Annotated in this window: 17 protein-coding genes; 10 read left to right on the forward strand and 7 right to left on the reverse strand. The window is 71.6% G+C overall.

From position 1 onward, the window contains the following. The first annotated feature begins 161 nt into the window (after window positions 1-161). The 8 genes from IFT88_RS13930 to IFT88_RS13965 all read left to right on the forward strand — a co-directional run bounded on the left by IFT88_RS13930 (window position 162) and on the right by IFT88_RS13965 (window position 10,729). Window positions 162-2,027 carry a sugar transferase gene (locus tag IFT88_RS13930; protein WP_199859281.1) on the forward strand — a complete coding sequence of 622 codons (1,866 nt, stop codon included), beginning with the start codon at window positions 162-164 and terminating at the stop codon, window positions 2,025-2,027. A gap of 165 nt (window positions 2,028-2,192) precedes the next feature. Further along, a complete protein-coding gene (locus tag IFT88_RS13935) occupies window positions 2,193-3,587 on the forward strand; it encodes a polysaccharide biosynthesis tyrosine autokinase (protein WP_192121270.1) in 1,395 nt (464 codons plus the stop codon). 67 nt (window positions 3,588-3,654) lie between these two features. Further along, on the forward strand, window positions 3,655-4,752 hold the full coding sequence (locus tag IFT88_RS13940; RefSeq protein WP_192121272.1) for a polysaccharide biosynthesis protein: 1,098 nt from the start codon (window positions 3,655-3,657) through the stop codon (window positions 4,750-4,752). Then, on the forward strand, window positions 4,752-5,843 hold the full coding sequence (locus tag IFT88_RS13945) for a polysaccharide biosynthesis C-terminal domain-containing protein (protein ID WP_192121274.1): 1,092 nt from the start codon (window positions 4,752-4,754) through the stop codon (window positions 5,841-5,843). The genes IFT88_RS13940 and IFT88_RS13945 overlap by 1 nt, the downstream gene beginning before the upstream one ends. Next, on the forward strand, window positions 5,840-6,979 hold the full coding sequence (gene wecB / locus IFT88_RS13950; protein WP_192121276.1) for a non-hydrolyzing UDP-N-acetylglucosamine 2-epimerase: 1,140 nt from the start codon (window positions 5,840-5,842) through the stop codon (window positions 6,977-6,979). Before IFT88_RS13945 ends, wecB begins: the two co-directional genes overlap by 4 nt. Further along, on the forward strand, window positions 6,976-8,415 hold the full coding sequence (locus IFT88_RS13955) for a hypothetical protein (RefSeq protein WP_192121278.1): 1,440 nt from the start codon (window positions 6,976-6,978) through the stop codon (window positions 8,413-8,415). Before wecB ends, IFT88_RS13955 begins: the two co-directional genes overlap by 4 nt. Continuing rightward, window positions 8,412-9,575 carry a hypothetical protein gene (locus IFT88_RS13960; protein WP_192121280.1) on the forward strand — a complete coding sequence of 388 codons (1,164 nt, stop codon included), beginning with the start codon at window positions 8,412-8,414 and terminating at the stop codon, window positions 9,573-9,575. The genes IFT88_RS13955 and IFT88_RS13960 overlap by 4 nt, the downstream gene beginning before the upstream one ends. Next, entirely contained in the window at window positions 9,572-10,729 is a 1,158-nt protein-coding gene (locus IFT88_RS13965) for a glycosyltransferase family 4 protein (RefSeq protein ID WP_192121282.1), read from the forward strand. The genes IFT88_RS13960 and IFT88_RS13965 overlap by 4 nt, the downstream gene beginning before the upstream one ends. A 226-nt stretch (window positions 10,730-10,955) precedes the next feature. Here the strand turns inward: IFT88_RS13965 and IFT88_RS13970 are convergent, their stop codons facing one another. Continuing rightward, on the reverse strand, window positions 10,956-12,158 hold the full coding sequence (locus IFT88_RS13970; protein WP_192121284.1) for an LCP family protein: 1,203 nt from the start codon (window positions 12,156-12,158) through the stop codon (window positions 10,956-10,958). A 134-nt stretch (window positions 12,159-12,292) separates the two neighbouring features. Here IFT88_RS13970 and IFT88_RS13975 point away from each other — a divergent pair, with 134 nt between their 5' ends. Next, window positions 12,293-13,684 (forward strand): GNAT family N-acetyltransferase, encoded by a 1,392-nt coding sequence (locus IFT88_RS13975; protein WP_192121286.1) that lies wholly within the window; start codon window positions 12,293-12,295, stop codon window positions 13,682-13,684. Between the two features lie 32 nt (window positions 13,685-13,716). Here IFT88_RS13975 and IFT88_RS13980 read toward each other — a convergent pair whose 3' ends face one another. The 5 genes from IFT88_RS13980 to IFT88_RS14000 are packed head-to-tail and all read right to left on the reverse strand — an operon-like array spanning window position 13,717 to window position 20,299. Next, window positions 13,717-14,898, reverse strand: coding sequence for a family 1 glycosylhydrolase (locus IFT88_RS13980; protein ID WP_192121288.1), 1,182 nt, complete (start codon window positions 14,896-14,898; stop codon window positions 13,717-13,719). A 34-nt stretch (window positions 14,899-14,932) separates the two neighbouring features. Continuing rightward, complete coding sequence (locus IFT88_RS13985; protein ID WP_192121290.1) at window positions 14,933-16,687, reverse strand: dipeptide ABC transporter ATP-binding protein; 1,755 nt, start codon at window positions 16,685-16,687, stop codon at window positions 14,933-14,935. Then, a complete protein-coding gene (locus tag IFT88_RS13990; protein WP_192121292.1) occupies window positions 16,684-17,637 on the reverse strand; it encodes an ABC transporter permease in 954 nt (317 codons plus the stop codon). Before IFT88_RS13990 ends, IFT88_RS13985 begins: the two co-directional genes overlap by 4 nt. After that, on the reverse strand, window positions 17,634-18,614 hold the full coding sequence (locus tag IFT88_RS13995; protein ID WP_043594062.1) for an ABC transporter permease: 981 nt from the start codon (window positions 18,612-18,614) through the stop codon (window positions 17,634-17,636). The genes IFT88_RS13990 and IFT88_RS13995 overlap by 4 nt, the downstream gene beginning before the upstream one ends. Continuing rightward, a complete protein-coding gene (locus IFT88_RS14000) occupies window positions 18,611-20,299 on the reverse strand; it encodes an ABC transporter substrate-binding protein (protein WP_056230073.1) in 1,689 nt (562 codons plus the stop codon). The genes IFT88_RS13995 and IFT88_RS14000 overlap by 4 nt, the downstream gene beginning before the upstream one ends. Before the next feature lie 279 nt (window positions 20,300-20,578). On the opposite strand from IFT88_RS14000, the gene IFT88_RS14005 reads away from it, so the two are divergent. Further along, the gene (locus IFT88_RS14005) at window positions 20,579-21,943 is read left to right on the forward strand and encodes a globin domain-containing protein (protein WP_192121294.1); all 1,365 of its coding nucleotides are present in this window, start codon (window positions 20,579-20,581) and stop codon (window positions 21,941-21,943) included. A 52-nt stretch (window positions 21,944-21,995) separates the two neighbouring features. On the opposite strand, the gene IFT88_RS14010 is transcribed toward IFT88_RS14005, so the two are convergent. Next, the gene (locus tag IFT88_RS14010; RefSeq protein WP_056230076.1) at window positions 21,996-23,165 is read right to left on the reverse strand and encodes a LacI family DNA-binding transcriptional regulator; all 1,170 of its coding nucleotides are present in this window, start codon (window positions 23,163-23,165) and stop codon (window positions 21,996-21,998) included. Window positions 23,166-23,390 lie beyond the last annotated feature (225 nt).

Consider the following 23,390-nt stretch of genomic DNA (forward strand, 5'->3'; position numbering starts at 1 on the left):
TCTCGACAGCAGGTCGTCTCGCCGTTGACACGAGGAAACCTAAATATTAGTATATTTCACTGGTACGTCGGCAGGGAGCTGATGGTGCCGACCCGAGACGCGAGGAGTCCCATGACCCGCACACCCACCACCCGCCGCGATGCGACGATCGGTCCGCGACGATGAAGATCCTGTTGATCACCCAGTTCTTCGACCCCGAGCCGACCCTCAAGGGCATGGCCTTCGCCCGCGAACTGACCCGTCGGGGCCACGACGTCCAGGTGCTGACCGGCTTCCCCAACTACCCGAGTGGTCGCCTCTATCCGGGGTGGCGGCAGCGTCCGTTCGCCCGCGAGTCCGTCGACGGCATCACGGTGACCCGCGTCCCGCTCTACCCCAGTCATGACGACTCCGCCGCCCGCCGAGCCCTGAACTACGCATCTTTCGTCGCGAGCGCGTCGCTCGCGGCCCTGCTCGTCGATCGACCCGACGTGGCCTACGTCTACAACCCCACGGCCGGCATCGCCGCCTGGGCGCTCAAACACCTGAGGGGCGTGCCGTTCGTGCTCGACGTCCAAGACCTCTGGCCCGAAACCGTGACCAGCAGTGGCATGATGCGCAACCGAGTGCTCGTGCGCGTCCTCGGAGCGATGACCGCTCGGGTCACCGCCGCCGCAGAGCACGTGGTGACCCTGTCCCCGGGAATGACCCGCGTCGTGGCCGAACGATCGCGACGCCCCGAGGCTGTCTCGACGATCCCCAACTGGGCCCACGAGCCCTCCCCGGCGGAACCTGCGGCCCCGGCCCCCCTGGCCCCGGGCGCCCCCGCCGGCCGGGCCGGCCGGGCCGGCCGGGCCGGCCGGTTCGTGGCGACCTTCGCGGGCAACGTCGGCCCCGCCCAGGGCGTCGACACCCTCCTCGACGCCGCCGCCCTGCTGTCGGACACACCCGACGTCACCATCCGCGTGGTCGGCGACGGCCTCGACGCCGACCGCCTGCGGCGCCGCGCCCAGGTCGAGCGACTGTCCAACGTCGAGTTCACGGACCGCGTGTCCGTCGAGGAAGCCGCGAGGATGCAGCAGTCCTCCGACGCCCTGATCGTGCACCTCACCGACGATCCCCTCTACCGCGTCACGGTCCCGTCGAAGACCCAGGCCTGCCTGAGGGCCGGACGCCCCGTCGTGATGGCCGTCCACGGGGACGCGGCCGAGCTCGTACGACGAGCGGGCGCGGGTCCGGTCGTGCCCCCCTCCGACCCCGCTCGACTGGCCGGCGCCCTTCGGGACCTCGCCCGACTGGACCCCGACGAGAGAGAGCTCCTCGGAGCGGCAGGACGCCGCTTCTACGACGCCGAACTCTCCCTCCGGAGAGGCGTCGACCGGTTCGAGTCGATCCTCGAGCGAGCAGCGTGCGCCCGCCCGCGACTCGACGCCCTCAAGCGGACGGCCGACCTGGTCGCCGCGGCCGTCGGGCTCGCCGTGAGCGCGCCCGTGCTCGCCGTGGTCTCCGCTGCGGTCGCGGTCGACCTCGGTCGGCCCGTGCTCTTCCGTCAGGAGCGCCTCGGGCGCGACGGTCGGATCTTCCGCCTGGTCAAGTTCCGTTCGATGAGCGACGAACGGGGGGCCGACGGCGAGCTGCTGCCCGATGAACGACGAATCACCCGACTCGGAGCCTTCCTGCGCGTCTCGAGCCTCGACGAGGTGCCGAGCCTCGTGAACGTCCTGCGGGGCGACATGTCCCTGGTCGGACCTCGTCCGACCCTGCCCCGCTACTCAGGCTGGTTCACCGACGTCGAGCGCCACCGCTTCCGGGCCCGACCGGGGGCATCGGGCCTGGCGCAGGTCTCAGGACGTCACACCTCGTCATGGGACGAGCGCCTCGCCTACGACGTTCACTACGTCCGCCACCCGTCCCTCCGCGCCGAGCTCAGCATCGTGGCGCGGACCATCTCGACGGTGCTGAGGCGGTCCGATGCCGTCGCGGTCGACGCCGTGAGCCGGGCGCACCTCGACCACGAACGGGCGGCGCCCCCTCCTCAGTCCTCGTGACGAGACTCCGGACGGATGGACGCCGTCCGGCACGCCGCAGCGGGACACCCTCGCGAAGTATATATTTATATTCACTCTTGCCGGATGATGTCTGAAATGCAAGAATAGTTCATGTCCGAGAGGGCAGCCCGAGCACGGTCACCGTGCGACTTCGAGGAGAAGAACATGGATCTGCGCGACTACGCCCGACTGGCTCGACGCTCGTGGTGGATCGTCCTCATGGCCTCCGCGGTCGGAGCCGGCATCGCCCTGGCGATCTCGTCCGTCGTGACCCCGCGGTACGTGTCGACCGCCCAGCTCTACGTGGTCGTCCGTGCCTCGGGCGACGCCACCACCGGTGACGTGGTCCAGGGCAGCACCGCCGCCCAGCAGAAGGTCCTCTCGTACGTCGACATCGCCAGCTCGAGCCGGGTCCTCGGGCCCGTCATCGACGAACTGGGACTCGACGTCTCATCGCGCGAACTCGCCGAGTCCGTGACGGCGACGTCACCCGAGGACACCGCACTCGTCGTCATCGAGGCCGCTGACCCCTCGGCAGAGCAGTCCGCACGCATCGCCGACGCCATCGCCACGACCCTGAGCCGGGTCGTCGACTCGATCGAGAACGTCGAGACCGCCGGCGTCGTGAGACTCGAGCTGGTGCAAGGGGCCGACACCCCCGATTCGCCCGAATCACCCCGGCCCGTCGTCAACACCGCCCTGGGCGCCCTGCTCGGGATCGTGGCGGGCCTGGGGCTCGCCGTCCTGCGCTCGACCCTCGACACCCGCATCCGCACCGCGGCCGCGGCCGAGGCCGCGTCAGGAGCCCCGGCCATGGCCGCGATCACCTACGACCCCGACATCCAGCGTCGACCCCTCATCGTGCACAGCGACCCGCACGACCACCGGGCCGAGGCGTTCCGCACGCTGCGCACGAACCTCCGGTTCGCCTCGGTGGGCGGACACCTGACGACCCTCGTCATCACCTCTCCCAGCCAAGGCGAGGGCAAGACCACCGTCGCGTGCAACCTCGCCATCGCCCTCGCCGACAGCGGCGCGCGGGTCGTCCTGGTCGACGCCGACGTCCGTCGCCCCCAGGTCGCCGATCGAATGGGTCTCGAAGGCGCGGCCGGTCTGACCGACGTGTTGATCGGCCGCGCCGAGGTCGACGACGTCCTCCAGCCCTGGGGTCGTGACCGACTCATGGTCCTGCCCGCCGGCGCCATCCCCCCCAATCCCAGCGAGTTGCTGGGTTCGCAGGGCATGTCGACCCTGCTCACCGACCTCGCCCACGAATTCGACCACGTCGTGATCGACGCCGCACCGGTCCTCCCGGTCACCGACGCGGCCGTCGTGAGCACGGTGGCCGACGGGGCCTTGATGGTCATCGCGGCCTCACGGACGCAGATCTCCGACGCCACCGCCGCCCGCGCGGCCCTCGACCGCGTCGGCGGTCGCGTGGTGGGCGTCGTGCTCAGCATGGTGCCGACCAAGGGTGCCGACGCCTACGCCGCCAACAACTCCTACTACCGCGCCGAGTCCCGACACGAGACGGGCGCGAGCAGCCCCTCGGGGCGCTGACGTGTCAGCAACCCACGACGAACGACCATCAACGACCAACCGGCAGCAGCCGAGCACGGGAGACGCCATGACCACCACGACGCACCACCGCACGCCGACCGGGCCCGACGGGCCCGGTCCACTCGGCGGCCACGCCGGCCGCCGTGTCCTCGTGACCGGTGGCACGGGTTCCTTCGGCCGCACCGTCACGCGCCGACTCCTCGACGGCGACGTCGCCGAGGTCCGCATTTTCAGCCGCGACGAGGCCAAACAGGACGCCCTGCGCCACGAGCTGTCCGACCCTCGGGTGCGGTTCTACGTCGGTGACGTGCGCGACTTCGAGAGCGTGCGCCGCGCCTCCCGGAACGTCGACCACGTCTTCCACGCCGCCGCCCTGAAGCAGGTGCCGTCATGCGAGTTCTTCCCGCTCGAGGCGGTCAAGACCAACGTGCTGGGCAGCGAGAACGTCGTCCGCGCGTCCGAGGAGAACGGCGTGACGTCGCTGGTCTGCCTCAGCACCGACAAGGCCGTGTACCCGGTCAACGCTATGGGCATGACCAAGGCGATGATGGAGAAGGTCGCGCGGTCCCACGGGTTGAACGACGCGAAGGCCACGACGACCGTGTCGTGCGTGCGCTACGGCAACGTGATGTACAGCCGCGGGTCCGTCATCCCGCTGTTCATCTCGCAGATCAAGGCCGGCACGCAGCTGTCGGTGACCAACCCCCACATGACCCGCTTCATGATGTCGCTCGCCGACAGCGTCGACCTGGTCGAGCACGCCTTCGGGCACGCCGAACAGGGCGACCTCTTCATCCGCAAGGCCCCGTCGTGCACGATCGGTGATCTCGCCGTGGCCCTGCAGTCGCTCTTCGGCGTCGACCGCCCGCTCAAGGTGATCGGCAGTCGTCACGCCGAGAAGATCTCGGAAGCTCTCGCCACGCGTGACGAGCTGGCCCGCGCCGAAGAGCACGGCGAGTACTTCCGCATCCCCGCCGACGGCCGCGACCTCAACTACGGCGAGTACGCCGACGACGGCGACCACACCGTCGACGCGGCCCGGGACTACGACTCGCACACGGTCGAGCGGCTCGACGTCGCCGCGGTCCGCCGCATGCTTTTGCAGCTTCCCGAGGTGCGGCGCGAGCTCTCGCGGGCCGGCCTCGTCGACGGGGCGGCCGCCTGATGGACGTCATGACCGGCGCCGGCGGGTTCCTCGGCTGGCACGTCCGCGCGCTCGCGCACCTCCGCGGGCACGACGAAGCCCGGCGCATCCGACTCGGGCGGGACGCCGACCCCGCCTCGATCGCCTCGGCCGTCGACGGGGCCGACCGGGTCCTGCACCTCGCGGGCGTGAGCCGGGCGAGCGACGACGACCTGCGCGACGGCAACGTCCTCTTCGCCGAGCAACTCGCCCGGGCCGTCACGACGTCCGACAGTCCGCCGGCCACGATCGTCTACGCGAACTCCGTCCAGTCGGGCGCCGCCACCGCGTACGGCCAGGGCAAGGAGCGAGCCTTCGAGGTCCTCCAGGTCGCCGCCGACGCGGTGGGCGCCGACCTGGTCGACCTGCGGCTGCCGAACGTCTTCGGCGAGCACGGACGGCCGCAGTACAACAGCTGCGTGGCGACCTTCTGCGACGACCTGACGTCGGGCCGAGAACCGCGACTCCTCGTCGACAACCGTTGTGGTTTCGTCTCGGCTCAGACCTCGGCGGAGTTCGTCCTCGGCGAGCGCCCCGCCTCCGAGCTCGCGTCGGCAGCGCACTGGCGGCTGGTCTCCGAGATCATGAGCGAGCTGATCGAGATCGATCGCGAGTACACGGGAGTCGCCGTGCCCGCCCTCGACGGGGGCTTGCGACGAGATCTCGTCAACGTCTATCGGTCGTTCTCGTTCGCCGGTCGGCCCGTGATCGACCTCGAGGGTCACGTCGACGACCGCGGCGCGTTCCACGAGATCGTCCGCTCCGACGTGGGGGGCGGGCAGACGTCGTACTCGACCACCGCCCCTGGCGTCACGCGCGGCCAACACGTCCACCGCCGGAAGGTCGAGCGCTTCTGCGTCGTCGGCGGCGACGCCGTGATCAGGCTCCGCCGATTGCTGACCGACGAGGTCGTCGAGATCCCCGTGTCCGGCGACCACCCGGTCGTGGTCGACATCCCGACGTTGTGGGCGCACTCCATCGTCGCCGTCGGCGATCGCCCCGTGCAGACCATCTTCTGGGTCGACGAACCCTTCGACCCCGCCCGACCCGACACCTACCAGGAGGACGTATGACCCGCCCGCTCAAAGTGATGACGATCGTCGGCACCCGCCCCGAGATCATCCGACTCGCCGCCGTCATCCGACGGTTCGACGACCACGTCGACCACGTGCTCGTGCACACCGGCCAGAACCACGACCACACCCTGAACCAGGTCTTCTTCGACGATCTGGGCCTGCGCGCTCCGGACCACGTGCTCGACATCGACACGTCGTCGCTTGGCCGCGTGCTCGGCACCGTCGTGATCGAGACCGAGCGCGTGCTGCTCGCCGAGGCACCCGACGCCGTGGTGGTGCTCGGCGACACGAACAGCTGTGTCGCGGCCGTCGTCGCGAGGCGCATGCGCATCCCCGTGTTCCACCTCGAGGCCGGCAACCGGTCGTTCGACGAGAACGTGCCCGAGGAGACCAACCGCCGACTGGTCGACCACGTGGCCGACTACGCCTTGGTCTACACAGAGCACGCCCGCCGCAACCTGCTGGCCGAGGGCATCCACCCGTCGCGCATCCTGCTGACCGGCTCGCCCATGCGCGAGGTGCTCGACTCGGCGGCCGACGGCATCGCCGCGAGCGACGTCCTGGCCCGCGAGGGTCTCGAACCGGGGCGTTACGTGCTGGTCAGCCTCCACCGTGAGGAGAACGTCGACGACGCCGAACGGCTGACCGACTCGCTGGACGCCCTGGTGCACCTCGCTCGCCATCTCGACCTCCCCGTCCTCGTCTCGACGCATCCCCGCACCCGTCGCCGACTCGACGAGCTCGGGGGCGTCGACACGACCGGGCTGGTCTTCCACGAGCCGTTCGGGTTCCACGACTACAACGCCCTGCAGCGATCGGCCGCCGTCGTCGTCTCCGACAGCGGCACCATCAGCGAGGAGGCGTCGATCCTCGGGTTCGCCGCCGTCACCGTGCGCGACCGGATCGAACGTCCCGAGGCCCTCGACTCGGGGGCGATCATCACGTCCACCCTGGGACGACACGCGTTGGTCGAGGCGGTGGGCTACGCGATGGCCCGGGTCCGTGACGGTCACCGTCCCGCCGCTCCGGACGAGTACCGGATCGACGACACCTCTCACCGGGTCGTCTCGTTCGTGCTCGGCACCGCCCGGAGCCACCACGGCCGTCTCGGCCTCCGTCCACCCGTCCGATGACGACCGCCCGCGCCCGCCGCACGAGCTCGCTCGGCGCGTTGCTCGTCGCCGGCGGCGCGGTCGCCACGGCGCGCGCGACGTCCCTGGTGCTCGCCGCCGTGCAGATCCCCCTTGTCGCCCGGCTGCTGCCCGCCGACGAGTTCTCGGTCGTGCCTGCGTCCGTCCAGCTCGCGGGCCTGGTCGGTCTGTTCGTCGCCGACCCGGCCGTCCTGGCGTTCCAGCGGCACCCCGGGGCCGTCGACGCCCGTCGGCACTACCGGTGGGCGGTCCGGTGGACGATCCTCGGTCTCACCGTGGGGGCGGTGGCGCTCGTCGGCGCGGGCGCCACCTCGGGACTGCTCGAGTTGGCCGTCGGTGTCGCGGGGTGGACCCTCGGCGTGACCGTCAACCGCCTCTCGGCAGTCGCCTGGCTCATGTGGGGTCGGGAGTGGCGGTACACCGCTGCCCTGCTGGCCAGCACGGCCACTCGCACCGTCGTGCTGCTCGGCACCCTCGTGGCCGGATGGTCGGCGCCCCTCGCCGTGGCGACGGCGGGCGTGGCCTCCGCGGTGGTCGCCATCGTCGCCGCGCCGCGACGCCGTTCCGCGGACGACGCCGAACCGTCGGCACCGGCCGGTGGCGACGACGTGACCCCCGACGTGCACCGCCCGACGCTGCGGCTCGGAGCAGGCTTGGCCGTCGGCCAACTGGGCATCCAGGTGCAGTCCGTCGCGCCCCTCCTCGTCGCGACCGCCCTGCTCGGCACGGCGGCGACCGGTGCGCTCGGCGCCGCGACGCAGGTCGCCGCCCTCGTTGCCGCGTGTCTCAACCTGGGCACGACACTGGCGTACCCGCGTCTGCGCCGGACGTGGGATTCAGGAGGCGCGGGTGCGGTCCTGACCGTCGCGCGCCTCCTCGTCGGGGGCTGCTTCGCCGTCGGGGCCTGGGCCGTCGTGACGTTGTGCCTCGGTGATCTGGCCCTGCTGCGCTGGGCCCTGCCGTCCGGCCTGGTGGACGGCCGCCTCGTGGTGGCCGTCACGGCCGGCGTCTGCCTCTCGTCGATCGGTCTCGTCTCGTCGTGGCTGCACCAGTTCCGACTGCACACGGCCCTGATCGCGCGACGGTCCCTGCTCACCGCGGGCGTAGCCGTCGGACTCGTCCTCGCCGGAACACTGGTCGGTGGCGTGACCGGCGCCACCGCGGGTGCCGTCGTGGGGCTCTCGGTGTACGCGACCTCGATGCTCGTCGGCAGCGGACTGCTCGGCCCGGGCTCTCTCGCCTCCGTCGTCGGCCTGACCGCCACGGGCCTGGGTGTGATCGTCGCGGGCGACGAGTCCTGGACCCTCGTCGCCACCGTGGCCGCACCGCTCGCCCTGGGAGCCACGGCGCGCCTCGTGCTGCAGGTCCGACGGCTCGCCTCGCGCGACGTGGTGCCCCCTCTCGGCGGCACGGCATGAGGGCGCCGAGGGGAACGACGAGCGAGAGCGTCCTCGTCACGATCGGGCTCCTGGCGCTGGTCGCGACGCTGACCCCCCTCGGCGACAGCACGGTCGCCGCCCTGGGCGTGCGGGTCGTCGGCGTCGCACTCGTCGTGGTGGCCGCGGCTCGAACGCGCGCGCCTCGACGCGACGACGTGGCCTGGCTCGGAGGTCTGATGGCCTCGATCGCCCTCTACGTCGTCGTGGGCACCTTCTTCCACGGCCAGTGGGTCGACGGGATCGTCACCCTCGCCTCGCTCGTGGCCGTCACCTCGGCCCTGCTGTTCGCCCTGCGGCGTCTCGATCCGGCGGTGTTCCTCGTCGCCTGCCGTCGGGTCCTCACGGCGAGCGTCCTGGTCTCGCTCGCCCTGGGCGTGCTGACGCCCGACACGGCACTCGAGATGGGCAGGCTCCGGGGCGCGTTCGAGAACGCGAACTCCACGGGCTTCGTGGCGCTGGCCCTCGGCACGCTGACCCTGCTGCGCCCGCGGGGCACGTCCTCGACGGTGATCGCCGTGGTGGGCGTCACCGCGGCCCTGGCCTGGAGCGGAAGTCGCACGAGCGCTCTCGCGCTGCTGATCGTCGTCGTGATCGTCCTGGTCGCGCGGCGATCGGCGACCCTCGTGCTCGTCGCGTTCGTGGTCGCCGTCGGCGTGGTGTGCCTCTGGGCCTGGCAGCCCGAGGTGCAGACCGCGCTCGACGGTCTCCTGCGTGGCACCGACTCCCGCTCGGCGACGACCGACCTCGCCGTGGAGGTCCTGCGCCGTCGGCCCGAGATCGGCATCGGCATCGGCAACGAGCACGGCACCCACGTGAGCAGCCCGGTCATGGCCTTCGTCCACGCCGGCCTCGCCGGTGCGATCGCGTTCGCCGGGATGGCCGCGGCCTTCGTGCTCCCGGCCGGCAGAGGCGGGTGGAGCTCGTGGACCGTCACGCTCGCCCTGCTCGTCCACAGCACCGGCGAGTCCTGGCTGCTGAGTCCGATCAGCCCGATGCTGCTCGTCTCCCTCTGCGTCTGGCGCGGGGTCGTCGGGACCGACCCGGTGCTGCGTCGACGCGACCCCGCGCCGGACCTCGCCCCGTCGACCGCCCTCTGCCTCGTCCCGTCCGCCCCCTCCCGTTCGAAGGTGACCTCATGACCCCCCTCTTCGCCGTCCTCGCTCCGCACTTCCCGCCGGCCTCGGCCGGGGGCGGGCCGATCCGCAGCCTGGACGCCCAGACGGCCAGCATCCCCGACGGCACGAGGGTGTTGGTCCTCACCCGCGACCGGGACGTCGGCTCCGCGACGCGCCTCGACGTCCCCTCGGGCGAGTGGACCCGTCACGGCGACGTGCCCGTGTTCTTCGCCGACACGACGTCGGTGCCCGCCCTTCTGCGAGCCTTCGCGGCGGTCCGGGCCCGGCGTCCGGACTACGTGTGCCTGAACACCTTCTTCGGCATGGCCCTGTCGCTCGCCCCGCGGCTGCTCGGCCGCGTCGGCTGGTGGCGTGGTGCGCGCATCGTGATCGCACCCCGGGGCGAATTCGGCAGCTGGGCCCTGGGATCGAAGGCCGTGAAGAAGAAGGCCTACATCGCCGCCTTCCGACTGCTCGGTCTGCACCGTGGCGTCATCTGGCACGCCGCCATGCCAGAAGAGGCCGACGACATCCGCGCCGTGTGGGGCCCCACCACCCGGGTCGTCGTCGACACCCCTCGGTCCCCGCTGCCGGCGACCGCCCGACGAACGCCACCGGCACCGGCACCGGTGCTGAGGGCGGTCAGCTACGGTCGCCTCACCCACCTCAAGGGCCTCGACCTGGTGCTGCGAGGGCTGGCCGGGCTGCCCGCGGGCACCCGGCTGCACCTCGACGTGGTCGGCCCGCCCGAGGACGCCGCGTTCGTCGCCGAGTGCCGACGGCTGGCCGCCGGACTGCCCGAAGGCATCACGGTCGCGTTCACCGGGCTGCTCGACCACCACGACGTCCAGACGGCACTGTCCCGGTACGACGTCGCGTTCATGGGCACCCTCGGCGAATCGTTCGGGCACGCCCTGGCCGAGGTGCTCTCGGTCGGCTGCCCCCTGCTCGTCGCCGACACGACCCCGTGGACGAGTGCGATCGCGGGAGGCGCGGGCCTCGTGGTCCCGGACGTCACCGCGGACGCGTGGGCGGCCACGATCGCGCGGTTCGTCGCCCTCGACGAGGACGCACGCCTGGCCCTCCGCGAAGGAGCCGCCGACGCGTTCGAGCGGGCACAGGACGATGCCGCCCCGCACCTGTTCGACCGCGTCCTCGCCGCGGACCGGCACCGCTGAGGCATCGGGGCCACTCGTCCCCCTCTCGCTCGCGTTCCCGTTCCGCACGACGGCCCGCCACGTCAGGTGGCGGGCCGTCGTGCGTCGTCGGCGCGCTGTCGGACGGCGAGACGCCGGGTCGCGCGGGTTCGGGCGGGGTCAGGTCGGGCGCGGTCGGGTCGCGCGGAGGTCCGACGGCGAGACGTCGAGCAGTTCGACGTCGGCCGGTCGCCAGCCGGCACGGAGGTCACTCGACGGCGGGCTCCGGCGCAGGAGGCGCGGTGAGGTACTCGCCGAGGGTGTCGTCCTGCAGGGCCTCGCGCAGCGGATAGAGCGCCTCGACGTCGAGCTGGACGTACGACTGCCCGTCGGCGGCGACGCCTCCACCCGCCGTGGGCAGGGTGAAGGTCTGCACCGCCGACGGTGACAGCGACCGGGAGCCCCACCCGATCTCGACCAGACGACCGAAGGTGAGTCCGGGGTCGACCGAGAGGTGCTCGGTGACGGCTCCGACGAAGTCCGACACGGTGGCCGGTGAGCTGAGCGTGCCCCGGTCGACGACGCCGTCGATCAGACCCCGCATGAACGCCTGCTGGTTGCGCACCCGCTGGTGGTCGGCGTCGGCGAACGGGTGACGGGCCCGGACGAAGTCGAGGGCCTGCCGCCCGTCGAGGTGGTTCGGGCCGGCGACGAAGTCGTGCCCCTTGACCGTGAACGCCTTCTCGGAGACGACGTCGACCCCGCCGAGGGCGTCGGTCATGGCCTGGAACCCGGCGAAGTCGATCTCGGCCACGTGGTCGACCCGCACCTGCAGCAGTTGTTCGACGGTCTGCACCGTCAGGGGGACGCCACCCCAGCTGTAGGCGGCGTTGATCTTCGCCATGCCGTGACCGGGCACGTCGACCCAGCTGTCACGCATGATCGACATGACGTACGCGGCCCGGCGGTCGGCGGGGAGGTGCACGAGCATCATCGAGTCGGAGCGACCCGCGGCCCCGGCCTCGCGGGTGTCGGAGCCGAGCAGGAGGACGTTCAACGCCCCGGTCTCGTCGGCCACCGGGCGATCGACCTCGGCGGGGAAGGCCTGCTCGATGGTCGTCGTCCGGTCGCCGTAGGTCGAGGCGATGTGCCCCAGGTAGCCCGCGACGAACAACGCGCCGACGGTCGGCAGCCCCACGACGACACCGGTGATCCAGGCCGTGACCGCGATCCACCGGCGACGTCGGCGGCGCTGAGTCGCGCCCGACTCGACCTGCTCACGCTGGCGCAGTTCACGCCGCGACCGGGGTTCGCCGAGACCGAGCGTCGCGAGACCGTCGTCGGGGTCGACCCCGTCGACCGGGGTCGGGCCCGAGCGCGTGACGGGGGCGGAGGCGGAGGGCGTCCCGAGCACGCGGTGGGTCGTGGTCGGGTCGCGGTCGTCGCCGGACGACGGGCTTTTCTCGGGCATGGAATCCTCTTGATCATGAATGATTCCTCACATCATATTTCGCATGTCGTAGAACCTCAAGGTGTCGCCCCTCCCCCCACGGGGTCCGTCCTCAGGACGACGACAACGACGGTGCCGATCCGTAGGCTGTGCGGGTGAGCACCCTCGACGACGACTACGACCTCCGCACGTCCGCGGCCGCGCTCGACACCGACGGGACGGACGTGGCCGATCCGGTGGCCGCCGCCGATCCCGCCACCACCGCCACCGCCGCCGACGCCGACGACGCGACTCCCCGCGCAGACGCCGCGACCGCGGCGTGGATCGGTGCCGAATCGATGGGCTTCCACGGCGCCGTCGACGACACGGCCGCCCTGGGTCGTTCCGCGCGCCGCCTCGTCGCCGACGGCCGACGCCTGACCGGCGTCCACCGTCGCGACCCGAACCCCGGCTCGCTCGACGAGCTGGGCTGGCCCGTGGCCACCTTCGCCTCGTTCGACAAGACCCTGCACGTCGGCGGCGGGCGCCTGATCGAGGCCGACCTGATCGCCGGGGTCACCGTGCAGCCGACCCACCGCCGCCGGGGCATCCTGCGCCGCATGATCACCGACGACCTCGCGCGGGCCAAGGCGGCCGGCACCGCCGTGGCGGCCCTGACCGCGAGCGAGGGCACCATCTACCGTCGCTTCGGCTTCGGGGTCGGCGTGCGCGAGCGCACGATCGAGGTCGACGCGCGTCGTGCGGGTGGTCTGCTGAGCGAGCCCGAGGGCAGCACCGAGCTGGTGACGACGGCGTCCCTGGCCGAGGTCGCCCCCGAGGTCTTCGCGCGGTTCCACGTCCGCAGCCCCGGCTCGATCGACCGCCACGAAGGCGCCTGGGACCACGCGCTCGGCCGCGAGCGCGCGCGCGGCACGCCCGACCCGGCCGTCCGGGCCGCGGTGCACCGTGACGCGACCGGCACCGTCGACGGCTACGTCACGTACCGGGTCGAGTCGGTGGGCGGCGGCGAGGGCGCCACGGGCACGCAGACCCTCGTGGTCGTCGACCTCGTGGCCGCCTCGGACGACGCCTACCTCGGCCTCTGGCAGCTGCTGCTCGCGGTCGACCTGGTCTCGACGATCCGGTACCCGAACGCCCCGCAGCACGACCCGCTGCCCCATGCACTCGTCGACGGCCGTGCCCTGACCGTCCGCCACGACGAAGACCACGTCTGGTTCCGCATCCTCGACCCCGTCACGGCCCTGCAGGCACGCCCCTGGGCGGCGGACGGCGTCGTCACCATCGCGATCGGCGACTCCCTGGGGCACGCCGCCGGCACGTACCGCGTCACGAGCGAGGCCGGCGAGGCGACGGTGAAGAAGGCGGCCGTCCGCCGGGCCGACCTCGAACTCGACGTGGCCACGCTCGGCTCACTCTGGCTCGGCGGCTTCGACCCGGTCACGCTGGCCGCCGCGGGGCTCGTCCGCGAGCGTCGCAAGGGGGCCGTGCAGAAGCTCCGCGCGATGCTGCTGCCCGAGCGGCCCCTGCACGGCATCACGTACTTCTAGGCGCGGCATCGGCCACGGGGCCGGGNTGGGACCTACGCCCGAGCCAACCCGTTCGCGCGCGCGACCTCGCCGTACCAGCGGGCGCTCGGCTTGGGCGTGCGCTCGAAGGTCTCGCGGTCCCACCCGATCAGGCCGAACGTGGGGCGGAACCCACTGGCCCACTCGTAGTTGTCGAGCGCGCTCCAGTGCTGGTAGCCGAGCACCTCGATGCCCTCGTCGACGGTGTCGTGGACGTGCTCGAGCGCTCCCTGCGTGTAGGCGATGCGTCGAGTGTCGTCGGCGGTCGCGATGCCGTTCTCGGTGACCATGACGGGCACGTGGCCCGACAGCTCCCAGGCGCTCCGGATGCCCTCGGCGGCGGCCGGCGGGTAGAACTCCCACCCCGTCAGCGTCGTCTCGAGCCCTTCGGCGACCGGACGCGGGCCCTCGGGCCCGACGAACGTCTGCGTGTAGGCCTGCACGCCGACGAAGTCGTCGCCCGCCGCCATCTCGCTGTACCAGTCGTCTCGGACGTAGCCGTACTCGCGCGTCTTCTCGGCGGCACCCGGCTCGTCGACGGCCTTGAACGCCTGGGTCGCGACGGTCCAGCCCGACTTGATCTGCGGCAGCTGCGACAACACCTCGCGGCTGCGCTTGTGCGACGCGAGCAGGGCGTCCGCGACCTCGAGGTCGGGGTTCGGCAGGCCGTAGGCGACGAGGTTCGAGGCGTCCTCTCCCCCGGCCAGCATGGCGGCGATGTTCGGCTCGTTGATGGTGCACACGTACCGGACGCCCTCCGCGACGACCGGCAGCGCGAGCTCGGTGTACCGGGCGAACAGGTCGGCGGCGTCGGGCGCGCGCCAGAAGCCGTCACGCTCGAACCAGCGGGGCACGGTGAAGTGCATCAGCGTGACGATCGGCTCGATGCCGAACTCGTGGCAGGTCTCGACCATGCGGCGGTAGTGCGCGACCTGCGCCTTGCTGACCATGCCGCGCTCGGGCTCGATGCGGGCCCACTCGATGCTGAAGCGGTAGCTGTTCAGGCCGAGCTCGGCGAGCAGCCGGATGTCGTCGCGGAACCTGTTGTAGCTGTCGGCCGCGTCACCGCTCGGCTCGACGATGGTCGTGCCGGGGGCGTTCTCGTGCACCCACCAGTTGCTGTTGACGTTGTTGCCCTCGATCTGGTGGGCGGCGGTGGCGGCTCCCCACAGGAAGCCGTCGGGGAAGGTCAGCACAGGGTGGTTCCTTTCAGGTGGAGCGAGGGAGATGTCAGGAGGCGCGGTGCAACCGGCGCGGGTTCGGCACCGCGTCGAGCAGCGTCACCGTGTAGGGGTCGGTCGGCCGCTGCAGCACCTCGGCCGTGTGCCCCCGCTCGACCACGGCACCGTGGTTGAGCACCATGATGTCGTCGGTGATCAGCCGGGCACTGAGCAGGTCGTGGGTGATGTAGAGCATCGACACGCCCCACTGTTCGCGGAGGTCCTCGAGCAGCGCCAGCACGCCGGCCCGCAGCGAGACGTCGAGCATCGAGACGGGCTCGTCGGCGATGATCACCTGCGGGTCGCTTGCGAGCGCCCGGGCGATCACGACGCGTTGCCGCTGACCACCCGACAGCTGGTGCGGCAGCTTCGCCGCGAACTGCTCGACCGGCGTCAGACCGACCGTCTCGAGCAGCTCGAGCACCCGGCGCCGCGCCTCCTGACCGGTCAGGCCGGTGTAGTTCACGACCGGGCGCGTCAGCGTGTACTCGACCGTGTGCAGCGGGTTCAGCGCGGCGTACGGGTCCTGGAAGACCATCTGCACGTCGCTGCGGAAGCTGCGGAGCGCGCGCCCCCGGAGCTTCGTCACGTCGGTGTCGCCGAACGAGACGCTGCCGCTGGTCGGCTTCTCGACGCCGGTGACGAGCTTGGCGATCGTGCTCTTGCCCGACCCGCTCTGCCCGACGAGGGCCAGCGACTGACCCGGTTCGAGCGTGAACGACACGTCGCGGACGGCGCGCACGGGGTCGTCTCCCCGCCGAGGAGGCGCGTAGGTCTTGGTCACGCCGCTCGCCGTGATCGCGTGCTGCGCCGTGCGCTGGCCGCGCGTGGCGACGGTCGGCACCGAGGTCGTCGTGTCGACGCGGCGGTCGCCCCGGGCCCGACGGACCGAACGGTCCTCGAAGCCGGGCAGCGAGACGACCTCGGCGCGCGGGTCGGCGTAGTGCGACAGCAGCATCTTCGTGTAGTCGTCCTGCGGGTCGGCGAGCACGTCGGCCGAGCGGCCGTCCTCGACGATGCGTCCCTCGTGCATCACGAGCACGCGCTGCGCCGACTCGAGCACGATGCCGAGGTCGTGGCTGATCAGCACGGCCGTGAAGCCCTCGCTCTGCTGGAGCGAGATGATCGTGTCCATCACGGCGTGCTGCACGAGCACGTCGAGGGCGGTGGTCGGCTCGTCGAAGACCATCAGCTGCGGCTCGAGCGACAGGGCGAGGGCGATCGAGACGCGCTGGCGCATGCCGCCGGACAGCTCTCCCGGGAACCGCGCGAGGACGCCCGGGTCGAGTTCGACCTTGGCGACCAGCTCGGCGGCGCGGGCGTGCCAGCGGTCGCGCGGCACGTGGCCGTGGGCCTTGAACACGTCGACGAAGTGGTTGCGGATCGTGCGCACCGGGTTCAGCGCGTTCATTCCCGACTGCAGCACCATCGCGAAGCCACCCTGTCGCTGCTGACGCAGCGCCTCGGTGTCGAGGTCGCGGACGTCCGCGCCGTCGAACCAGATGCTGCCGCCGTTGGTCCGCGCCGGTGGCTTCTGCAACCGGGTCAGTGCGTAGCCGAGCGTCGACTTGCCCGAGCCGGATTCGCCGACCAGGCCGACGAACTCGCCCCGCTTCAGCCGGAACGACACGTGGTCGACGGCCTGCACCGGCTCCGCGCCGGCGCTCTCGTAGACGACGCTGAGGTCGCGGACGTCGAGCAACACGTCGTCGGAGGACGAGGGCGAGGAGGCGGTGGGCTGGTCGGTGAGGTCCGTGGCGGTCACTTGCGCGCCTCCTTCTTCTGCTTCGCGCCTTCGCGAAGTCGGGGGTTGCCGACGGCGTCGACGCCGAAGTTGATCAGGGTCAGGCTCATCGCCAGCAGGGCGATGCAGAGGCCGGGCGCGAAGAGCAGGATCCACTGGCCGGTGAGCAGGGCATTCGAGTTCTGTGCCCAGTAGAGGATCGTGCCCCAGCTGACGATCGACGAGTCGCCGAGCCCCAGGAACTCGAGGCCGGCCTCGGCGAGGATCGCACTGGTCGCGGCACCGAAGAACGAGCCGGTGATCAGCGAGGTCATGTTGGGCAGGATCTCGCGGAACACGATGCGTCCCGCGCTCTCGCCCGAGAACCGTGCCGCCGTGACGAAGTCGCGCGATCGCAGGGACTGCGTCTGGCTGCGCAGCACGCGCGCACCCCAGGCCCAGCCGGTGATGACGATCACCGCGAGGATCACGGTGATGCCGCCGTTCTGCAGGTAGGCCGCGATGACGATCATCAGGGGCAGACCCGGGATGACGAGGAACAGGTTCACGATGAACCCGACGACGTCGCCGCCGAAGCCCTTCATGTAGCCCCAGCTCAGCCCGATCGCGACGGCGACCAGCGTCGACAGCACGCCGGCGACGACGCCGACGAAGACGCTGATGCGGGCTCCGTAGATCAGTTGGCTCAGGACGTCCTCACCGGCGGCCGTGGTGCCCATCCAGTGGGCCCAGCTCGCGTCGGCGTTGCGCTCGAAGCCGTTCTCGCTGCCGCCGTAGGGCGCGAGCAGCGGGGCGAAGATCGAGACGAGGACGAAGACGCCGAAGATGACGACGCCGATCTTCGCCTTGGGGTTCGACCAGATGGTCGCGGCCATGCGGCCGATGGTGAGCCAGCGACTGGGCGCCTTCTGCTCGGCGGGGCCGGTGGGAGGCGCGCCCTCGGGCAGGTGGACGGACACGGTGGAGGTCATCGGCGGGTCCTTGGGTCGAGCACGCCGTACAAGATGTCGACGAGGAAGTTGGCGACGAGCACGCTGACCGTGATCATCAGGAAGAGGGCCTGCATCAGCGGGTAGTCCTGGCCGATGACGGCGTTGAACAGCAGGTAGCCGATGCCGGGGTAGCCGAACACCTGCTCGACGAGGATCGAGCCGCCGACCACGCCGCCCAGGGCGAGGCCGAAGCCGGTCAGGTTCGGCAGGATCGCGTTGCGGGCTGCGTAGCGCACGGCGACCGTGCGGCCCTTGAGCCCGTTGGCTTCGGCGAAGGTGACGTAGTCGTCGCCCAGCGTCGAGATCATCGCGTTGCGCATGCCGAGGATCCATCCGCCGAGACTCGTCAGCAGGATGGTGATGGCCGGGAGCACCGCGTGCTGCAGGGCGTCGCCGACGAAGGCCGGCGTGAACCCGGGCGTGGTCGTCGCGCCGTAGGCCCCCGTGGTCGGGAACCAGTGCAGCACGTAGCCGAGGAAGAACAGCAGCAGCAGGGCCGTCCAGAAGTACGGGAACGTGCTCATGAAGCTGCCCGACAGGGTGGGCAGCGAGTCGAGCCACGTGCCGCGCTTCCACGCCGCGGCGACGCCGATCAGGGTGCCGAGCACGAAGGCGATGATCGTGCAGACCCCGACGAGGATCAGCGTGAACGGCAGGGCCTGGCCGACCAGGTGGCCGACCGTCTCGGGGAAGAACGTGTAGCTCGTGCCGAAGTCGAGACGCACGACCTGGCCGAGGTAGCTGACGTACTGCTGCAGCACGTTGCCGTCCGGCACGCCGAGCTGGGCCTCGATGGCGGCACGGGTCGCCGCGCTGACCGGACCGTTCAGCGACAACTTCGCGATCGCGGCGTCGGTCGGGCTGCCGGGCATCAGCCGCGGCAGGATGAAGTTCAGGGTGACCGCGGCCCACAGGGTGAGCACGAACAGGCCGAGTTTCTGGGCTGCGTACTTCACTGGTCGCCCTCTTTCTGGTCGACGCGCTTGAGCTTCGTGAAGATCAGCAGCGGTGCCTGGTCGTAGTTCTGCGGTGCCATGTACGGGTTCTCGGCGGTGGGCCAGCCGGTGAACTTCGAGTCGTTGAACAGACCCCAGAGCCCGCCGTAGTACAGGCCGATCACGGGCAGCTGGTCGTAGACGACGTTCTGCAGCTGGTAGCTGTACTGCTTCTGCTGCTCGGGGTCGGTCGTGGCCTTCCAGTCATCGAGCAGCTGGTCGACCGCCGGGTCGCTGAACCGCTCGTAGTTGGCCGCCGTGGTCTCGCCGACCGGGGTGGCGAACTGGCTGTTGAGCAGGTTGTTGTAGGCCTGGTAGACGTTTCCGTTGCCCATGCCGCCCATCGCCATGTCGAACTCGCCGTTCGCGATGGCCGACTGGTAGCCGGCCGGCTGGGGAGCCTGGATCTGCACGTCGATGCCGATCGCGCCCAACTGGCTCCGCACCTCCTGCACGGCCCGCAGCCAGTCGGTGTAGCCGTTGGCGGTGAGGATCGTGATCTTCAACTGCGTGCCGTCGGGGCCGACCAGCTCGTCACCCTGCTGCGTGTAGCCCGACTCGGCGAAGGCCGCGAGGGCGCCGTCGACGTCCTGCTCGATCACGCCGGCGTTCGGGATCGACGGGTCGAGGTCGTCCTGCTGGTTGGGCAGGATGAGCCCGGTCTGGCCGGCCGGCTCGAGGTAGCCCTCGGTTGCCGACTCGGCGATCGGACCGCGGTCGAGCGCCAGGGCGATGCCGCGACGCACGTTGACGTCGTCGAAGGGTGCCTTGGTGAGGTTGGGCACGAGACCGATCACGCCGCCCGGCGGGAACCAGAACTGGTTGTCGGGGCTGGCAGCGCCCCAGGTGCCCTCGACGTCGCTGATGAACGAGTACGACCAGTCGTAACCGCGCGTGACGGTGTCGAGCTGGTTGTTCGTGGCGGGCAGGATCAGGTGGCCGATCTCGATCTTGTCCGCCTGCCAGTACGACTCGTTCTTGTCCATAGAGTACTGCTGCGGCGAGTAGTTGCCGAGCGTGAACGGGCCGGTGCCGACCGGGTCGGGGTTGCGGAAGGTCGTGGGGTCGTCGACGTCCTTCCACAGGTGCTCGGGCACGATCGTCGTCTGGCCGATGATCTCCATCGCGGGGACGTCGTCGGTCTGCAGGTGGAAGACCACGTGGTCGCCCTGCTGCTCGATCGTGTCGATGTGCTGCCAGGCGCCCTTGAGGTCGAGTGACGGGTTCGCCTTGATCAGGTCGAACGTGTAGACCACGTCCGCCGGGGTCATCGGCGTGCCGTCGGACCACTCGACGCCGTCGCGGATCGTCATGTCGATCGTGCGCGCGTCGGGCAGGACGGTCTCGCTCGCGAGCCAGGGCGTGATCTCGCCGTCGAGCGGGTTGATCTCGAGCAGGGGCTCGTAGATCCAGGTCGAGGCGGTGCGCTTGTTCGTGAGGAACGGGTTGAAGTTGCGCTCGAACTGCGGGTTGCCCTTGTCGGCGTTGATCAGCATCGTGTCGGCCCCGATGCTGGGGTCGGGCTGGCTGCGGATCTGGATGCTGCAGCCGGTGGCCACGAGCACGGCGGCCGTGGCCGCTGCCAGGGCCGCGAGCGTGCGGAAGCGTCGGCGTGGGTGTCGCCGAGGGGGTGTCGCGTGCGTCATCGCCACGTTCTCTCATTCGTCGTCGAGGTGAGCTGGGCCCACTGTAAGCGCATACATCGCATGGGCGCAAGCAGGGGGAACTCGAGAAGACGCGCCGACCTGCCGCTCGGGTCCGACCGTGAGCGTCACGTCATCGCCTCTCCGGGCCGCGAACCCCGGAGGACGAGGAGGCGCGAGGTCGTTCGACGCCGAGCCAACCGTCAGGGGATGCCCGGGCCCGCACGCCAGAATCGGCGTCGGGTGCCGGTCGCGGTGCCCCGGCCGACCGGAGGGACCCGCATGGCCAGCACGACGCAGCTGCGAGCGCTCCGCGCCTCGCTGCCCGTGGTCGCCGAGCGGTCGCGCGACATCGCCGACGAGTTCTACCGCCGCCTGTTCGGCACCCGACCCGACCTGCTGCGCGACCAGTTCAACCGCGGCGACCTCGCGCAGGGGCGGCAGCAGCGCGAGCTCGCCCGCACGATCGTCGCGCTCGCACAGGCCGTCCTCGACGCGGCCCCGGGGTCGACGCGCGGCGAGGGGACCGACCGGCACCGCGCCTCCTCGGGGGGCCGACCGTCCGGCGCGGACGCCGCCCGCCAGGCCGGGGCGCCGACCCTCGCGCCGGCGACACCCGGCGAGATCGTCTCGCGATTGGCCCAGCGGCACGCGGCACTCGGCGTCACCCGCGACGAGTACGACCTGTTCGAGCGGCACCTCGGCGAGGCGTTCGCGGTCGCCCTCGGCCCGGACCTCACGGCCGACGTCGCCGACGCCTGGGCGGCCGTCTACCGTCAGGCCCGCGACGAGATGGTGGCGACGGTCGAGGCGATCTACCGGCAGGCCGACCTCGAGCCCGGTGACGAGTGGCGCGAGGCCCTCGTCACCGAACACCGCGTGGAGGCCGAGGACGTGGTCGCGCTCACCCTGGTCTCGGCCGACAGCGAGGCCCTGCCCCGGTACCGCGCCGGCCAGTTCGCGTCGGTGCAGGTGCGGCTGGCCGACGGGGCCCGGCAGATCCGGCAGTACAGCCTGCGCGGCGGTCACGACGAGCAGTGGCGCATCAGTGCTCGCTTGCTGGTCGGCGAACCGCCCGCACCCGACGGAGAGGTGTCGTCGCACCTGATGGGCGAGCTGCGGGTGGGCGACGTGGTGAGCGTCTCGCCCCCGATCGGGTCGCTGACCATCGACGACCTCGACGACGCCCCGCTGCTGTTCGTCTCGGCGGGCATCGGCTGCACGCCCGTGCTCGGCATGCTCGACCACCTGGCCCGGACCGAGCCCGACCGCGTCGTGACGGCGCTGCACTTCGAGCGCACGCCCGAGCGGCACGCGCACCGCGTCGAACTCGAGGCGCTGGTCGCGTCGATGCCGAACGCGACCCTGCGGGTCAGCTACACCCAGGGGTCGCTGTCGGCGCTCAGCGCGCTGGCCGAGGCGTCGATCGACGGGCCGGGCGTCTACCTCGACCCGATCGACCTGGCCCGGGTCGACCTGACCGCGTCGCACCGGGTGTTCCTGTGCGGACCGGTGCCGTTCATGGCGATCGCCCGGGCGGCCCTGATCGGCCACGGGGTCGACGCCGAGCGCGTGCACTACTTCGTCTTCGGGCCCGACGACGGGAGCGTCACCGGCGCCGACACCGGGCAGGGCGGGCTCGGGTAGGACGGGCTCGGCAGGGCGGGCTCGGTAGGGGCTGACTCGGACAGGGCGGTTCTCAGAGCGCGGGGCAGCTCTCGCGCAGCAGCACCTCGACCGGCAGGGTGACCCGCTGCGGCGGCGCCCCGGGGTCGGTGAGTCGTCGGACGACCGTGCGGACGGCGATGCGGCCGAGTTCACCCATCGGCTGGCGCACCGTGGTGAGCCGGGGCCGGGAGAACCGGCCGGCGTCGATGCCGTCGAAACCCGTCACGAGCACGCGACCGGGCACGTCGACGCCCTGCTCGCCGAACACGTCGAGCACACCGAGCGCCGACTGGTCGTTCGCGCAGAGGACGGCCCGGGGCAGGTCGCCGGTCTCGAGCAGCGCCGCTGCCGCACGACGACCGCCGGCGCGGGAGAACTCGCCCGGCTCGACCCGGACGGTGACGCGCGCCCCGGCGGCGCGGTGCGCCTCGACGGCCCGGTCGAACCCGGCGTGGCGGTCGAGTTCGTCGGGCGAGTCGGACGGCCCGGCGACGTAGGCGACGTCGTGCACGCCCCGCGTGCCCAGCACGAAGTCGGTCAGGGCGTGCATGCCGGCGACGTTGTCGACGCCGACGTGGTCGAGGTCGTCACCCGGCCTCGAGTCGGCGAGCACGACGACGGGGATGCGTCGCGAGACGTGCGCGAGCAGGTCGCCGGGCACCGTCTGGGCCAGCACCGCGAGCCCGTCGACCCGGCCCGCGATGTCGTTGACCATGACCTCGCGGCTCGACCCCCGGCCGGCGGCGACCATGAGGGCGAATCCCCGCCGCCAGGCCTCGACCTCGGCGCCGCGCAGCACTTCGTCGAAATAGAGGTTCGCCGGGTTCGACCCGTGGTCGGACGCAGGAGGCGCGGTGAGGCTCGTCGCACCGCGGCCCGGCTCGACGACGGTCGACGCCTCCACGCGCTCGCGGTCGTCGATCAGCGGGATGCGCGACGCGTCCGACACCCGAGCCCAGTCGGGTTCGGGGCCGTCGATGCCGTCGTGGCCCGGCAGGAAGAGCCCGAGCACGCCCGTGCGCCGCCCGGCGAGGCCGCGGGCCGCGCCGCTCGGCACGTAGCCGAGGGCACGCACCGACTCGAGCACCCGGCTGCGGGTCTCGGGGCGCACGTCGTCGGGACGGCGCAGCACCCTCGACACCGTCGCGATCGACACGTCGGCGTGGGCGGCCACGTCGTACACGGTCGGGGCCTTGGTCACGAGGGGTCCTCCAGGCGGGCGGCGGCGGGTCGCGGACCATCCTAGGTCGGTCGGCGTCCGAGGCCGGGCCGCGGCTCCGGCCCCGGCCCGGCCCGGTGGCGTGACCGGTGGTGCGGTGCGGCGGTGCGGTGCGGCGCGGTCGTGTGGTGCGGACCACCGTCGGGCGCCGTCGTCGAGGACGTCGGTGACGGACGTCGCCGGGCACCGGTTGCCGGAGCCCGCGAT

This window comes from Frigoribacterium sp. CFBP 8751 (assembly GCF_014841545.1).
In the GTDB taxonomy this organism is placed as follows: domain Bacteria; phylum Actinomycetota; class Actinomycetes; order Actinomycetales; family Microbacteriaceae; genus Frigoribacterium.

Excerpts from the sequence above, each read along its gene's own strand:
- IFT88_RS14005 (WP_192121294.1), top strand. The coding sequence starts at position 20,579 with ATGGCCAGCACGACGCAGCTGCGAGCGCTCCGCGCCTCGCTGCCCGTG.
- IFT88_RS13960 (WP_192121280.1), top strand. The coding sequence starts at position 8,412 with ATGAGGGCGCCGAGGGGAACGACGAGCGAGAGCGTCCTCGTCACGATC.
- wecB (WP_192121276.1), top strand. The coding sequence starts at position 5,840 with ATGACCCGCCCGCTCAAAGTGATGACGATCGTCGGCACCCGCCCCGAG.
- IFT88_RS13990 (WP_192121292.1), bottom strand. The coding sequence starts at position 17,637 with ATGACCTCCACCGTGTCCGTCCACCTGCCCGAGGGCGCGCCTCCCACC.
- IFT88_RS13940 (WP_192121272.1), top strand. The coding sequence starts at position 3,655 with ATGACCACCACGACGCACCACCGCACGCCGACCGGGCCCGACGGGCCC.
- IFT88_RS13930 (WP_199859281.1), top strand. The coding sequence starts at position 162 with ATGAAGATCCTGTTGATCACCCAGTTCTTCGACCCCGAGCCGACCCTC.
- IFT88_RS13935 (WP_192121270.1), top strand. The coding sequence starts at position 2,193 with ATGGATCTGCGCGACTACGCCCGACTGGCTCGACGCTCGTGGTGGATC.
- IFT88_RS14000 (WP_056230073.1), bottom strand. The coding sequence starts at position 20,299 with ATGACGCACGCGACACCCCCTCGGCGACACCCACGCCGACGCTTCCGC.
- IFT88_RS13945 (WP_192121274.1), top strand. The coding sequence starts at position 4,752 with ATGGACGTCATGACCGGCGCCGGCGGGTTCCTCGGCTGGCACGTCCGC.
- IFT88_RS13970 (WP_192121284.1), bottom strand. The coding sequence starts at position 12,158 with ATGCCCGAGAAAAGCCCGTCGTCCGGCGACGACCGCGACCCGACCACG.
- IFT88_RS13965 (WP_192121282.1), top strand. The coding sequence starts at position 9,572 with ATGACCCCCCTCTTCGCCGTCCTCGCTCCGCACTTCCCGCCGGCCTCG.
- IFT88_RS13955 (WP_192121278.1), top strand. The coding sequence starts at position 6,976 with ATGACGACCGCCCGCGCCCGCCGCACGAGCTCGCTCGGCGCGTTGCTC.